A 14538-nucleotide genomic window follows, 5' to 3' on the forward strand; every position below is an offset into this window, starting at 1 on the left:
GGACATCCTGTCGTAGCTGTCCCACTTCGCACGACCAATCCGCGAGAAGTAGCCAAAGCGACATCAGATCTGGCCAAGAATAGGTACCGGCTCTTCGCGTGAGGGTGCGGTGGCCTTGAATTTGCCTGATCGGGCGGTGAGATGGAATGAACCTGAGCAGCGTGGACGGCAGCAAGTTGATCGGTGACCTGGCGGCAGACCCACCCAAGAAAGCCGATATCAACACCATCATCGGCGGAATCGCCCCTGACTGGGGGCCGTTCGCCAGTCTCGGTTCCGAGGCCCGGGTGATGGTGGAGGTCGTCATGGCCGTGGCCATTCTGGCCTGTCTGGCGATCGCCGTGTGGGGGGCGGCCAAACAACGGATCGGTGCCACGGCGATGAGGGACTCCTTCAGCGCCGAGCAGGGCAAGGGGCTGATCATCGCCGGGCTGACCGGCGTGTTCATCATCGGTTCCCTCGGCACCCTGTTCACCATTGTGTACGGCATGGCCATCTGACGATCAGATAGTCGACTAGTCGTCCTGGCGGAGCGGCCGTACCGCACCCGCCGGGACTGTCGCGCATCTTCCGCCGGGTGCGCACCAGAACCGACCTCGGGGCCCGCCTGGGCTCCTCTGCACCAGGAGGGCCGCAGTGCCGGTGTCCGACGACCAGCCGCACACCCGCACGCGGCTGCCGGTCGGCGAACAGTCCGTCTACCAACAGGTGAACGGGCGCCAGCCGCGGCCGCTGCGGACGCTGCTGGCGGTGCTGGCCGTGGTCACCCTGCTGGTGGTCGGGATCTCCATCGCCAACCGCGGCGCACCCGCCCCCGGTGCGTCGGACTCCTCCGTCGACCGGGCGCGGCCCGCGCCCGCCGCCACCGTCCCGAGCGGCCAGGACCCGGTCAGCACGACGAGCAACGGGATCGCCAACGGGTACCCGCACACCGACCAGGGCGCCCAGTCCGCGGCTGCCAACTACGCGGTCGCGCTCGGCTCCGAGCAGATGTTCCGCGCCGACACCAGACGGGCCGTCATCACCACCATCGCGGACCCGACCGTGGCCGCCGCCCTCCAGGCCCGCCTCGACCAGGCGTTCAGCGCCGACACCACCGCGAAGTTCGGGCTGGACGCGCAGGGCAGGGCCCCCAAGGGCCTGACCTTCGTCAGCCGTACCGTCCCGGTCGGGACGAAGACCACCAACGCGGCGGACACGGCGACCAGGGTCGACGTCTGGGCGGTCGGACTGCACGGCCTGGCCGGTGACGGCTCGACCCAGCCGGTCGCCGCGGACTGGTTCACCCTCACGGTGACCCTGCGCTGGGCCGGCAGCGACTGGAAGCTGACCGACTACAGCCGGAAGTCCGGCCCGGCACCGGTGCCCGACGACCAGCAGGCCGCCACCGCCGAGGAGATCACCGCTGCCGTCCAGGACTTCGGAGGCTTCCGCTATGCCCGCTGACCGAGGTTCCTCTCTTCGTCGGGCCGGTGCGCTCGGCAGCGCACTCGCCGCGCTCCAACTGGCCGCGCTGGTCACCGCCCAGCGGGTCTTCGCCGATCCGAGCCCGGGGCCCGGCCAGACCCCGACCCCGACCCCGAGTTCCACCTGCAACCTGGTCCCGCTGCCGGGTGCCGCTCAGGTGTGCGCGCCCGACAAGGCGACCGTCGTCGGCCCGACCGGCCCGGTCGGCAGTGTCACCGATCCGCTGGGCTCGCTCGCCAAGGGCTGTGCGCAGGCGGCGGCCTGGGTGGTGCGCAAGCTGTCCGGGGCGATCGACGGCACCACCCAGGTGGACTTCACCAACGCGGCCTTCCTGCAGCAGTACGCGGTGGTCTTCGCCGGCTCGACCGTGATCACGCTGGTGCTCTGGCTGCTGGCGGTCACCAAGCGGGCGGTGCGGGGGGCCCCGCTCGGGCAGGCCATCTCCGAGGCGATCGGCTTCCTGTGGCTGACGGTGGTCGCCTCCGCCTTCACCCCGCTGATCCTCTACACCGTGGTGAGTGCCACCGACGGGCTGACCAAGGCCATCGCGGCCGGGACCAAGTCCGACACCGGCACCTACCTGGGCGGCTTCGCCGACACCCTGGAGAAGGGCACTCTCGGCGGCGGTCCGCTGATCCTGATCATCGTCTCGCTGGTCGCCGTCCTGGCGGCCGCCGTGCTCTGGCTGGAACTGCTGATCCGTGCCGCGATGCTGTACGTCGGTGCGCTGCTGGGCACCGCCGTGTACGCGGGGCTGGTGGACAAGCAACTGTGGAAGCACGTCCGGCGCTGGGCCGGCCTGATGGTGGCGGTCGACCTGGCCAAACCGATCATCGTGATCATCCTCGGTCTGGCCGGGGCAGTGGCCACCGGTGCGGGGGCCGACGACGACTTCGCGCGGGTGCTCTCCGGACTGTCCATCCTCTTCCTGTCGATCTTCGCCAGTGCCTCCGTCTACCGCTTCGTGCCGGGCTTCGGCGACGAGATGCTGCAGATGCGCCGGGCCAGGGCCAGCGCGGTCAGCGCCGGGTCGGCGATGATCAACGGCCCGGCCAACCTGGTCAAGCAGGGCATCACCGCCCACGGCTCGCGCGGTGGCCCGCAGGCGGCGAACGCCTCGACCCCGGGCTCCGGCGGTGGCAGTGTGGCCCCCGGTATCGCCGCCCACGCCGGGCGCACCGCGGCCCCGACCCCGGCCACCCCCGCGCAGGCTCCGCCGCCGCGGGACGCCAACCCCGCCTCGTGAGGCCGGCGCATCAGGCAGAGTGATCAGCAGCAGCAGTCCAGGAAGGGAGGGTGACGGGTCGTGAGCAGCGAACCGCTCGGCCACTACGGTTCCCAGTACGCCCAGCCGTACGTGCACCAGCGCCGCACCTATCTGATCGGCAAGTCCCGGCCCAACGCGCCGATCGGCCGCAACCGGGAGTCCGGAGAGATCATGCTGATCATCTTCGGGGCCTTCCTCGGCATGGTCTGGGGCCTGGCGATGCCGATCCTGCCGCTGCGGATCGCCGGTCTGGTCGCCCTGCCGCTGCTCGCCATCGCCGCCGTGTACGTGCCGTACCGGCGCCGCACCTTCTACAAGTGGGTGGAGATCAACCGCAGCTACCGGCGCACCGTGCGCAGCGGCCGGGCGGTGTGGCGCTCGGACGTGGTGGACGCGGGGACCAGGCTGGACGGCCGCGAGGTCGAGGTCGGCCCGCCGCCCGGGGTGGGGCGGCTGCGCTGGCTGAGCGCGCCGTTCGGGCCGGACGAGGTCGCGGTGCTGATGCACCTGGAGCGCCGTACGGTCACCGCCGCGATCGAGATCGAGGGGCCCGGTGTGGGCCTGCGCGACTCGGAGGACCAGGAGGCGCTGGTCGACCGGTTCGGCACGCTGCTCAAGCACGTGGCCAACGGCGACGGCTTCGTGACCCGGCTCCAGATCCTGGCCCGCACGCTGCCCGCCGACCCGGACGCGCACGCCAAGGACGTCGAGCGGCGCGGTGACACCCAGGCACCCGGCTGGCTCAAGGACTCGTACGACCAGCTGCAGTCGATGGTCTCCACCTCCTCCGAGCAGCACCGGGCGTACCTGGTGGCCTGCATGCACTACACCCGGGACCTGGCGGCCGAGGCGCACGCGATGGGGCGGACGGCGGGCGGGCAACGGGCCAGGGACGACGACGGCCTCGCGGCGGTGATGGCCCGTGAGCTGACCGACATCTGCGCCCGGTTGGCGGAGGCGGACATCCGGGTGCGGCAGCCGCTGGGCCAGGCCAGGCTCTCCTCGCTGCTGCACTCGATGTACGACCCGGACCACCCGATCGACCACATCCAGGCGATGTCCCTGCGGAACGCCTGGCCGGCCGAGCTGGACGCCACCCACCCGCAGTTCCTGCAGGCCAAGACCCGTGAGTCGGCCACCCGTGAGCCGTGGTGCCACTCCACCGCCTGGATCAAGGAGTGGCCGCTCACCCCGGTCGGGGTCAACTTCCTGGCGCCGCTGCTGGTGCACACCCCGGACGTGATCCGGACGGTGGCCGTCACCATGGACCTGGAGCCGACCGACGTCGCGATCGAGCGGATGCTCACCGAGAAGACCAACGACGAGGCGGAGTCCAGCCGGGCCGCCAAGATGAACCGGACGGTCGACCCGCGCGACCTGGCCCACACCGGCCGGGTCGACCAGCGCGGCGACGACCTCGCCTCGGGCGCGGCCGGAGTCAACCTGGTCGGCTACATCACCGTCTCCTCGCGCAACCCCGAGGCGCTGGCCCGCGACAAGCGGACCATCCGGGCCTCGGCGGGCAAGTCGTACCTGAAGCTGGAGTGGTGCGACCGCGAGCACCACCGGGCCTTCGTCAACACCCTCCCGTTCGCCACGGGCATCCGCCGCTGATCCCCCTCTGGAGGCCTCGCCATGGCGCTCGGCAACCTGACCGACTCGTTCACCAGCCTGATGTTCGGCAAGGTGGAGACCACCCGGCTGCCGGTCCGCACCTCCACCGGTCAGGCACAGGCGGTCTACCTGCCCACCGCCGCACCCGGCCTGGGCGACTCGGGCGTGATCATCGGCCGTGAGGTGTACAGCGGCAAGGGGTACGTCTACGACCCGTTCCAGCTGTACGGGCAGCAGCTCCCGGCCCCGCACTGGCTGGTGCTCGGCGAGTCCGGCAACGGCAAGTCCGCGCTGGAGAAGACCTATGTGCTGCGCCAACTGCGCTTCCGCGACCGGCAGGTGGTGGTGCTGGACGCGCAGGGCGAGGACGGTGTCGGCGAGTGGAACCTGATCGCCAACGCGCTGGGGATAAAGTCCGTCCGGCTCGACCCGATGGCCGCCCGGGACGGCGGGGTGAAGCTCAACCCGCTGGATCCGGCGATCACCACCAACGGCCAGCTCTCGCTGCTGCGCACCATCATCGAGGTGGCGATGGGGCGCGCCCTGGAGGAGCGGGCGGGCTTCGCGCTGAAGGCCGCGCACACCCATGTGAACGCGACGGTGACCGATCGTCAGCCGGTGCTCGACGACATCATCAACACCCTGCGCAGCCCCGATCTCTCCTCGGTGGAGTCGCTGGGGGTGGAGGTCCAGGACGTGCAGTCCTGGGGCCTGGACGTGGCGCTGGTGCTGGACCGGCTGGTCGACGGTGACCTGCGCGGCATGTTCGACGGGCCGACCTCGGCCGGGATCGACCTGGACGCGCCGCTGATCGTCTTCGACCTCTCGCACATCGACCGCAACTCGATCGCGATGCCGATCCTGATGGCGATCGTCGGCGTCTGGCTGGAGCACACCTGGCTGCGGCCCGACCGGGTGAAGCGGATCTTCCTGGTCGAGGAGGCCTGGCACATCATCAACAGCCCGTTCGTGGCGCAGCTGTTCCAGCGGCTGCTCAAGTTCGGGCGGCGCCTCGGCCTGTCCTTCGTCGCGGTGGTCCACCACCTCTCGGACGTGGTGGACGGGGCGGCGGCCAAGGAGGCGTCGGCCATTCTGAAGATGGCCTCCACCAGGACGATCTACATGCAGAAGGCCGAGGAGGCCAGATCCACCGGGCGGGTGCTGGGACTGCCGCGCTGGGCCGTCGAGATCATCCCGACGCTGTCACCCGGTATCGCGGTGTGGGACGTCAACGGCAACGTGCAGGTGGTCAAGCACATCATCACGGACGCCGAGCGTCCGCTGGTCTACACCGACCGTGCGATGACGGAGGACGCGGTGGCCGAACGGCACCGGGCCGAGCAGCACCTGGCGGCCGAGCCGCGGAGGTAGCCGGTCCTCGGGGGCGTCCGCCGTGCCCGGGCTGACCCGCCTGATCCGTCTCGCCCGGTCCGTCTCGCCCGGTCCGGTGCGCTGCCGGGTGCTGCCCGGCGCCCGCCGGAGGTTCCGGTTCGTCTCGCGGAAACCTTTTCGCTATGTCAGATCTCCTGACAGCTACGCGCGTTGACCCTAGGCTGCCGTGGTCAACGATTCGCAAAGACCGCGATCAGGGGGAGACACATGTCCGTGTTGAGACACCGCCGGATGGTACTGGCGGCGGCCGCCGCGGGGCTGCTCGGCACCATGTTGGTGCCGGGCGTCGCCGAGGCGCACGGTCACCACAGGCCGGGGACCGAGGACCTCCAGATCCTCGCCATCAACGACTTCCACGGAAACCTGGAGCCTCCGGCCGGGTCCTCCGGCACGATCCAGGAGGTGGACCCGAAGACCGGAAAGGTCGTCTCCACCCCGGCCGGCGGTGTGGAGTACCTGGCCACCGAGCTGCGCCAGGCCCGTCAGGGCCACCCCAACTCGGTCACGGTCGCCGCCGGTGACATCGTCGGCGCCAGCCCGCTGCTCTCCGGCCTGTTCCACGACGAGCCGACCATCGAGGCGATGAACAGGCTCGGCCTGGACGTGACCAGCGTCGGCAACCACGAGTTCGACGAGGGCTCGGCCGAGCTGCTGCGGATGCAGAACGGCGGCTGCCACCCGACCGACGGCTGCTACGTCAAGGGCCGCAAGTTCAAGGGCGCCGAGTTCCAGTACCTGGCCGCCAACGTGACCAGTGAGAAGACCGGCCGCACCGTGCTTCCCCCGTACTGGGTCAAGAACGTGCACGGCGTGAAGGTCGGCTTCATCGGTGTGACCCTGAAGGACACGCCCAACATCGTCACGGCGGAGGGCGTCAAGGGCCTCAAGTTCGCGGACGAGGTCAGCACGGTCAACAGGTACGCCGCGGAGCTCAAGCGCAAGGGCGTCGACTCGATCGTCGCGCTGATCCACGAGGGCGGGTACCCGGCCTCCAGCACGTACAACTACGACTGCGGGCCGGCCGGTCAGGGCATCTCCGGGCCGATCGTCGACATCGCCAGGAAGATCGACCCGGTGGTCGGCGCGATCGTCACCGGCCACACCCACAACTCGTACGCCTGCACCATCCCGGACCCGAACGGCACTCCGCGCTCGGTCACCAGCGCCGCCTCCTTCGGCCGGCTCTACACCGAGATCGACCTGAAGCTGGACAGGCGGACCGGCACCATCGTCCGCCCCTCGGTCACCGCGGCCAACCACGTGGTGCGGCGCGACGTGTCCAAGGCACCGGACATGACCAAGCTGATCGACTACTACGGCAGGATGGCCGCCCCGATCGCCAACCGCGCGATCGGCTACATCGGCGCGGACATCAACGGCCGCGGTTCCACCGCCTACGAGAAGCCGCTCGGTGACGTGATCGCCGATGCCGAGCTGGAGGGGCTCGCGCCCAAGGACAAGGGCGGCGCGCAGATCGCCTTCATGAACCCCGGCGGCATCCGCTCGGATCTGGTCTACAAGGCCAGCGGCAGTGAGGGCGACGGGGTGGTGACGTACGGCGAGGCGTTCACCGTGCAGCCGTTCACCAACATGATGCAGGTCAAGACGTTGACGGGAGCCCAGCTCGTCCAGCTGCTCCAGCAGCAGGTGAGCGGTCCGAACACCCAGGCGCCGAAGATCCTCCAGCCTTCGGCCGGCCTGACCTACACCCTCGACCTCACCAGGACCGGCGCCGACCGGATCGTGGCCGACACGGTCAGGCTGAACGGCTCCCCGATCGACCCGGCGGCCTCCTACCGGGTCGCGGCCAACGAGTTCCTGGCCGGCGGCGGCGACGGCTTCCCGGCCTTCGCGGCCGGTACCGACAAGCTGGTGGGCGCCTCCGACCTGGACGTCTTCACCGCCTACCTCGGTGCGCACAGCAAGGCAGGTGCCCCGCTGGCCGTCCCGGCGCAGGACCGGATCAAGATCATCGGAACGGGCCAGGACAAGGACTGACACCGGGCCGGGACAAGGGCTGACGCACGGCCGGGACAAGGGCCGGGTACAGGGGCGGGGTGCCTTCGGGCGCCCCGCCCCTGCGGCTCACTGCGGCACGTCGGACTGGCCCGGCAGCCGGACGGTGGCCAGCGTGCCGGGGCCGCCGTCCGGCGCCGGTCCCAGGGCGACCTCGCCCCCGGCGTCCTTGACGGTCTGCGCGACGATCGACAGCCCAAGTCCCGAACCGGGGAGCTGACGGGAGGACGGCGAGCGCCAGAACCGGTCGAAGACGTACGGCAGTTCGTCCGGCGGGATGCCGGGGCCGTGGTCGCGGACGGTCAACGTGCCCTGGCACAGGCCGACTTCGATGGTGCCGCCGGGCGGTGAGTACTTGACCGCGTTGTCCAGCAGGTTGATCACGGCGCGTTCCAGCGCCGGGCCGTCCCCGTGGACGTACCAGGGGTCCGTCGCGACCGCGAACTCGAGGCTGGGGCCGCGCAGTTTCGCCCGGTCGACGGCGCGGGCGGCGATGTCGTGCAGGGCCAGCACGGTCAGGTTCTGCCCCGGCTTGGGGGAGTCCGGGCGGGAGAGCTGGAGCAGATCGCCGATCAGCAGGGTGAGTTCCTGCATCTGCGCCTTCATGTTGCCCAGCAGTTTGGTGCGGGTGGCGGGCGGGAGCGGCCGGCCGGTTTCGTCGCTGCGGATCAGCAGGTCGACGTTGGTGCGCAGGGAGGTGAGCGGGGTGCGCAGCTCGTGCCCGGCGTCGGCGATCAGACGGGTCTGCCGCTCACGGGAGTTGAGCAGCGCGGTGGACATCGAGTTGAAGGAGGCCGCCAGCCGGGCGATCTCGTCGTCGCCCTGGACCGGGATGGTGGTGCCGACCTCCTCGGTCCGGGCGATGTGCTCGACCACGTCGGTGAGCTGGTCCACCGGCTTGAGCGCCTGCCGGGCCACCACTCGCCCGGTCAGCCAGGCCCCGACCACACCGAGCCCGGCCACACCGATCAGGACCAGGCCGAGGCCGCGCAGGGTGTTCTCGACGCTGTCCATGGAGCTGGCGGTGAGCAGGATGAACTCCGCGCCCCTGTCGTCGGTGTAGTGACCGTAGCGGACCATGAGCGGATTGCCGTCCGCGTCGTTGCCGCTGCGGAACTCGAACTGCCCGGGGCCGAAGCCGAGCGCGGAGAAGTCGGCCGGTGACGGGACGATCCCCTTCGACGCACCGGCCGGCAGACACACGCTGCTGCCGTCGGCGGTCACCAGCTCGGTGTTCCACTGGTAGAAGTTGCCGTGCCCGGGACCCGGTTTGGTCGGACGGCCGGCGAAGAGCTCGGCGTTGTTGGCCTGGGTGGCGGTCTGGGCCGCCAACGCGGTGGGGCCGCAGTTCGCCTTCGGCCAGTCCTGGCTGCGGACGACGCCGCCAGGCCCGGTCGGCGCCAGCGGAGCCAGTGAGAGGTTGTGCCTGACCTGCTCGTAGAGCCGGTCCTTGACCACGAACCAGCAGGCCAGTGCCGACAGTGCGATGGTGACCGCCACGGCGGCGGCGGTGAGCATGGCCAGCCGGCTCCGCAGGGAGCGGGAGCGGAACCAGCCGGTCAGCCGGTGGAGCAGTCTCACGCTGCGGCGCCCGCTGCGGTGCGCAGGGCGTAGCCGACACCGCGGACGGTCTGGATGAGGCGGGGCATGCCGCCCTGCTCGGTCTTGCGGCGCAGGTACATGACGTACACGTCCAGCGAGTTGGAGGACGGCTCGAAGTCGAAGCCCCAGACCGCCTTGAGGATCTGCTCGCGGGTCAGGACCTGGCGGGGGTGCGAGAGGAACATCTCCAGCAGCATGAACTCGGTGCGGGTGAGCTCGATCGGCTTGCCCTCCCGGGTCACCTCGCGGGTGGCGGTGTTCATCCGCAGGCCGCCGAAGGCGAGAACGTCGCTGTCGTTCTCGTCGACGGCGGCTCGGGCGGCGGCCTCGTTGGCGATGGCGTTGCGGCGCAGCAGGGCCCGCACCCGGGCGAGCAGCTCGTCCAGTTCGAAGGGCTTGGCGAGGTAGTCGTCGGCGCCGACGTCCAGGCCGGTGACCCGGTCGCCGACGGCGTCGCGGGCGGTGAGCATCAGGACCGGGGCGGTGTCGCCCCTGGCCCGCATCCGGCGGACGGCGGTGAGGCCGTCCATCCGGGGCATCATGATGTCGAGCAGGACGAGGTCGGGCCGGTCGCGGTCGACGGCGTCCAGCGCCTCGTAGCCGTCGGTGGCGGTGATGACGTCGTAGCCCTCGAAGGCGAGGCTGCTCTCCAGGGCGTCCCGCAGGGCGGGCTCGTCGTCGACCACGAGGACACGGGCGGTGGAGCCCGGGGCCTCGGCAGAGGTGCGGTCGTCGGCGGGGGGAGTCATGGGCTGCGGCCCTTTCTTCGTCCGGGTGTCCTGTGCAATTGTCCGTCGGGCGGGCCGGGAATCCGGCCCGTTCTCACACCTAGATGGTCTGGCCGGCCTGGAGCTTGGGCAGGACCTGCTTGATGGCGTTGATCGGGATCGAGAAACCGAGGCCGACGCTGCCCTCGCTGCCGGAGCCGGAGCCGGAGTTGCTGTCCGAGTACATCGCCGAGTTGAGGCCGATCACCTGGCCGCCGGCGTTGATCAGCGGGCCGCCGGAGTTCCCGGGGTTGAGCGCGGCGTCGGTCTGCAGGGCCTTGTAGGTGGCGGTGTCCCCGCCGGCGGGGGCGGAGTCGGTGCGCTGGCCGGGCAGGAACGGGAAGCCGAAGCCGCCGTTGCCGCGGGTGGAGCCCTCGTCGACCTGGACGGTGACCGGCCGGTTCTTCGCGCTGATGATGCCGGAGGTGACCGTGCCGGTGAGGCCCTCGGGGTTGCCGATGGCGACCACCGGGTCGCCGACCTGCATGCTGTCGGAGTCGCCCAGGGTGGCGGGGGCGAGGCCGCTGGCACCGGAGGCGTCGATCACCGCGACGTCCATGGACTTGTCGCTGCCGGTGACGGTGGCGCTCGCGGTGGTGCCGTTGTGGAAGGTGACGGTGATCTGGCCGTCCTCGCTGACCGCACCGGAGATGACGTGGTAGTTGGTGAGGATCTGGCCACCGGAGGTGAGGATCACGCCGGTGCCGGTCGCGGTGCCGGTGCTGGTCTTCACGGTGATCTGGACGACGCTCGGGGAGACGGCGGCGGCTATCGCGGCCACGTTCCCGCTGGAGGTCGCGGAGACCGGGCTGACCGCGGTGGACGAGGACGCGGTGGTGGCGGCCGCCCGGTGGTCGACGAGCGCGCCCCCGGCGGCTCCGCCGAGCACGGCCGCGACCGCGGCCACGGCGGTGACCAGGGCGAGCCGTCCCTTGAGGAAGCCGCGCCCGGCGTGCCGGACCGGTGCCTGCGGCCCGGTGGCCGGGAGCTCGGCGGTCGGGAACCCGGTGGCCTGGGCCTGCGGCTGCTCGGGCTGGGGCCAGTGGCCGAAGCGGTATGAAGCGGTGCTGTCCGACCCGGTGCTGTACGGACCGGTGGCCGCCTGCTCTTCGTTGGTGCGGTGCTGATCGCTCATGGACCCAAGGTCCGCCCGCTGCATGAAGATCCGGTGAGAACCGGGTCAGAAGCGGCCGAGAAGCCTGTTGACTTCTCATAAAGCCAGGTCAGCGTGCGGATCACCGGGCCCGGTCGGCCACTTTGGCCAGGTCGGCCACTTCGGCCGGGACGGCGGGGACGGCCAGGTCAGCCGGCCGCGGGGTCGTTGCAGCCGCAGGAACGCCGTACCACCAGGCGCGACGGGAACTTGCGCACCCGCTCGGTGTCGGAGCCCGGGACCATCAGCGAGTCGTCCAGCACCAGGTCGACCGCGGCCCGCGCCATCGCGTCGCGGTCGGAGGCCACGGTGGTCAGCGGCGGGTCGACGAAGGCCGCCTCGGGCACGTCGTCGTAGCCGGCCACCGCGAGGTCCTCCGGCACGCGCAGCCCGACCTCGCGGGCCGCCCGCAGGACGCCGATCGCCTGGTCGTCGGTGGAGCAGAAGATGGCCGGCGGCCGGTCGGGGGAGCGCAGCAGTTCCAGCGCGACCTGGTAGGTGCCGTAGCGGTTGAACGGCGCGTCGAGCAGGTACGGCTCGGTGGGCAGGTCGTGCGCGTCCATGGCCCGCTGCCAGCCCTCGACGTGGTCGATGACCGGGTCGCCGGGTGCGGGGGCCTCCACCGGGCCGCCGAAGCAGACCACGTACGGGTGGCCGTGGTGCTCCAGCAGGTGCCGGACGGCCAGCTCGGCCCCGGCCACGTCGTCGCTGACCACCGCGACGTCGTCGATCGCCTCGGGGCGGCGGTGCAGCAGCACCACCTTGGCGCCCTCCATGGCGGCGAACTCCTCGGCCGCGCGCTGCGAGGGGCCCTGGCTGACCAGGATCAGGCCGGAGACCCGCATCCCGAGGAAGGCGCGGACGTAGTGCACCTCGCGGTCGTCCACGTAGTCGGAGTTGCCGATCAGCACCAGCTTGCCGCGCTCGGAGGCGGCGCGTTCCACGGCGTGGGCCATCTCGGCGAAGAACGGCTGGCGGGCGTCGGGGACGACCATGCCGATCAGGTTGGTGCGGCGGGAGGCCATCGCCTGGGCGACACTGTTCGGCCGGTAGCCGAGCTGGTCGATCGCGGCGAGCACCTTCTCCTTGGTCGCGGGCGCGACCGGCCGCGGCCCGTTGTTGATGACGTAGCTGACGACCGCCGTCGAGGTCCCAGCCAGTCGGGCTACATCGTCGCGCGTCACCTTGGCCACGCAGGGAGTCTACGCGGGTCGCGCGACAGCGGTATGAGCAGTGTCACGGAAGCCGGAATTCCGCAACCGCAAGCCGGTGCAGAACCGGACAAGCCGGGCGGCCGCCGTCCGTCGCGACCGCTCGGCCCGGCGCTCAGACCTCCTGCGCGGCCGGCACCCGGGGGGCCTCGGCGCCCGGACGCTCGCCCTTGTCCGGAACCGTCGGCACCACGAACCGGTAGCCGACGTTGCGGACGGTGCCGATCAGCTGTTCGTGCTCCACACCCAGCTTGGCCCGCAGCCGACGGACGTGGACGTCGACCGTGCGGGTGCCCCCGAAGTAGTCGTAGCCCCAGACCTCCTGCAGCAGCTGCGCCCGGGTGAAGACCCGGCCGGGGTGCTGCGCGAGGTACTTGAGCAGCTCGAACTCCTTGAAGGTGAGGTCCAGCACCCGGCCCTTGAGCTTGGCCGAGTACGTGGCCTCGTCCACCGAGAGGTCACCGTTGCGGATCTCCATCGGACTGTCGTCCGCCACCACCTGGAGGCGCCCCATGGCCAGGCGCAGCCGGGCCTCGACCTCGGCGGGCCCGGCGGTGTCCAGCAGGACGTCGTCGATTCCCCACTCGGCGGTGACGGCGGCCAGTCCGCCCTCGGTGACCACCAGGATCAGCGGGCAGCCGATCCCGGTGGAGCGCAGCAGCTGGCACAGGCTGCGGATCTGCGGCAGGTCACGGCGTCCGTCGACCAGGATCACGTCGGCGCTCGGCGTGTCGACCAGGGCGGAGCCCTCGGCGGGTGCCACCCGGACGTTGTGCAGCAGCAGTCCGAGGGCGGGCAGTACCTCGGCGGACGGCTGCAGTGCGTTGGTGAGGAGCAGAAGAGAACTCATACCCGGTGGTCCCCTTTCCGGGTCGTCGCGGTCGCAGCGGTGCGGCTGCCGCCACAGCCGGCAGTGGCAGCTGCGAAGTGAGAGTGAGGTGGGGGAGGACCGTCCACCGGAGGCGTTCCGGCCGATTCGGCAGCGCTCAGGGCAGCACGGGGCGCGTGCCGGAGGTCCCGCAACCCCTGGTACTCCGTCCGTGCCCTGCTCATCCGCGAACCTTCCGGGTCTGCTCCCGCACCGGATGGCGGCCGGAGCTGGTACTGGCACCCCGGTGCGCCGCGAGCACGTCGTTGTGCCGCTGCGCGGGGTGGTCCTCGTGGCCGGCGCGGGTGGGGCGCCGACGGTGAGGACATCCGTGGTGGTCGTCCTGAATGCACAAAAGGACCCGGGGGCGACTCTGCCCGGATCCCTTACGTTCACGAGAATAGCCGACCGCTCTGCGCAGGGGGAGGGCGTCTCACCGTCGGGTGGGCCACACGGCCGTGACTCCGTCAGCTCCCGGCGCGTTCGACGGCGGCCGGGCTTGGTGTCCCCTTGACCGGGACCTGACCTGCCCCTGACCCTCGTCCGCCCCGGCGCGGCCCGGCCCGAGCAGGGCGGTTCCCGGTCGGGGGCCCGGCTCGGCCATCATGGGAGCCGCACCGGCCGCACGGTACGTGTACACCGAACAGTGGGCGGCCCGGCACGGAGCCGGGCGGCCGCACCGGGCGAGGACGACGAGGAGGGTTGCCATGGTCGCAGCCACCAATGCCGACGACGCGCCCATCTCACCCGTGCGAGTGACGTCACCTGCGCGAGTGACGGTGGACGGGGGCGCCCGGGTGACCGGGACCATCCGCTACTGGGCCGCCGCCAAGGCCGCGGCCGGAACCGCCGAGGAGCCGTACCTGGCCGCGACGCTCGCTGAAGCACTCGCCGCGGCGCGCGCCCGGCACGCAGGCCGTCCGCGCCTGCTCCAGGTGCTCGACCACTGCTCCTACCTGGTGGACGGGGAGCAGGTCGGCAGCCGGGAGCACGCGGGGGTCGCGCTCACCGAGGGCGGCACGGTCGAGATACTCCCGCCGTTCGCGGGCGGGTGAGCCCCGGGGGTGCCAACAGATGGGGGCGCGGGGAGCCGCATGGCCGAATCGCGGTTGCGGTTTCCCGGCCCCCGTTCCCACTCCCTGCGGCTGCCGGGTGGCAGCCGCGCACCGGGCTGCCGAGCG

At 71.3% G+C, this 14538-nt stretch carries 12 protein-coding genes; 7 read left to right on the forward strand and 5 right to left on the reverse strand.

Going from position 1 to position 14538, the window contains the following annotated elements; all coding sequences use genetic code 11:
* Positions 1-188: 188 nt before the first annotated feature.
* The 6 genes from ACFC1R_RS14025 to ACFC1R_RS14050 all read left to right on the forward strand — a co-directional run bounded on the left by ACFC1R_RS14025 (position 189) and on the right by ACFC1R_RS14050 (position 7738).
* A complete protein-coding gene (locus ACFC1R_RS14025) occupies positions 189-500 on the forward strand; it encodes a hypothetical protein (protein WP_375938106.1) in 312 nt (103 codons plus the stop codon).
* A 142-nt stretch (positions 501-642) separates the two neighbouring features.
* Positions 643-1446 (forward strand): hypothetical protein, encoded by an 804-nt coding sequence (locus ACFC1R_RS14030; protein ID WP_375937860.1) that lies wholly within the window; start codon positions 643-645, stop codon positions 1444-1446.
* Positions 1436-2713 carry a hypothetical protein gene (locus ACFC1R_RS14035; RefSeq protein WP_375937863.1) on the forward strand — a complete coding sequence of 426 codons (1278 nt, stop codon included), beginning with the start codon at positions 1436-1438 and terminating at the stop codon, positions 2711-2713. Before ACFC1R_RS14030 ends, ACFC1R_RS14035 begins: the two co-directional genes overlap by 11 nt.
* Positions 2714-2773: 60 nt before the next feature.
* The gene (locus ACFC1R_RS14040) at positions 2774-4348 is read left to right on the forward strand and encodes an SCO6880 family protein (RefSeq protein WP_375937866.1); all 1575 of its coding nucleotides are present in this window, start codon (positions 2774-2776) and stop codon (positions 4346-4348) included.
* Between the two features lie 21 nt (positions 4349-4369).
* Positions 4370-5719, forward strand: a complete 1350-nt coding sequence (locus tag ACFC1R_RS14045; RefSeq protein ID WP_375937869.1) for an ATP-binding protein — start codon at positions 4370-4372, stop codon at positions 5717-5719.
* Positions 5720-6010: 291 nt separating this feature from the next.
* Complete coding sequence (locus tag ACFC1R_RS14050; protein WP_375938109.1) at positions 6011-7738, forward strand: bifunctional metallophosphatase/5'-nucleotidase; 1728 nt, start codon at positions 6011-6013, stop codon at positions 7736-7738.
* Between the two features lie 87 nt (positions 7739-7825).
* Here the strand turns inward: ACFC1R_RS14050 and ACFC1R_RS14055 are convergent, their stop codons facing one another.
* From ACFC1R_RS14055 to ACFC1R_RS14075, 5 genes are all read right to left on the reverse strand, one after another.
* On the reverse strand, positions 7826-9337 hold the full coding sequence (locus tag ACFC1R_RS14055; RefSeq protein WP_375937872.1) for a sensor histidine kinase: 1512 nt from the start codon (positions 9335-9337) through the stop codon (positions 7826-7828).
* Entirely contained in the window at positions 9334-10107 is a 774-nt protein-coding gene (locus ACFC1R_RS14060; RefSeq protein ID WP_375937875.1) for a response regulator transcription factor, read from the reverse strand. The genes ACFC1R_RS14055 and ACFC1R_RS14060 overlap by 4 nt, the downstream gene beginning before the upstream one ends.
* A 79-nt stretch (positions 10108-10186) precedes the next feature.
* Entirely contained in the window at positions 10187-11260 is a 1074-nt protein-coding gene (locus tag ACFC1R_RS14065) for a S1C family serine protease (RefSeq protein ID WP_375937878.1), read from the reverse strand.
* A 167-nt stretch (positions 11261-11427) separates the two neighbouring features.
* Positions 11428-12471 carry a LacI family DNA-binding transcriptional regulator gene (locus ACFC1R_RS14070; protein WP_375937881.1) on the reverse strand — a complete coding sequence of 348 codons (1044 nt, stop codon included), beginning with the start codon at positions 12469-12471 and terminating at the stop codon, positions 11428-11430.
* Between the two features lie 133 nt (positions 12472-12604).
* Entirely contained in the window at positions 12605-13339 is a 735-nt protein-coding gene (locus tag ACFC1R_RS14075) for a response regulator transcription factor (protein ID WP_375937884.1), read from the reverse strand.
* A 797-nt stretch (positions 13340-14136) separates the two neighbouring features.
* Between ACFC1R_RS14075 and ACFC1R_RS14080 the strand changes: the two genes are divergently transcribed.
* Entirely contained in the window at positions 14137-14412 is a 276-nt protein-coding gene (locus tag ACFC1R_RS14080; protein WP_375938112.1) for a MoaD/ThiS family protein, read from the forward strand.
* Positions 14413-14538 lie beyond the last annotated feature (126 nt).

This window comes from Kitasatospora sp. NPDC056138 (assembly GCF_042264695.1).
GTDB lineage: Bacteria > Actinomycetota > Actinomycetes > Streptomycetales > Streptomycetaceae > Kitasatospora.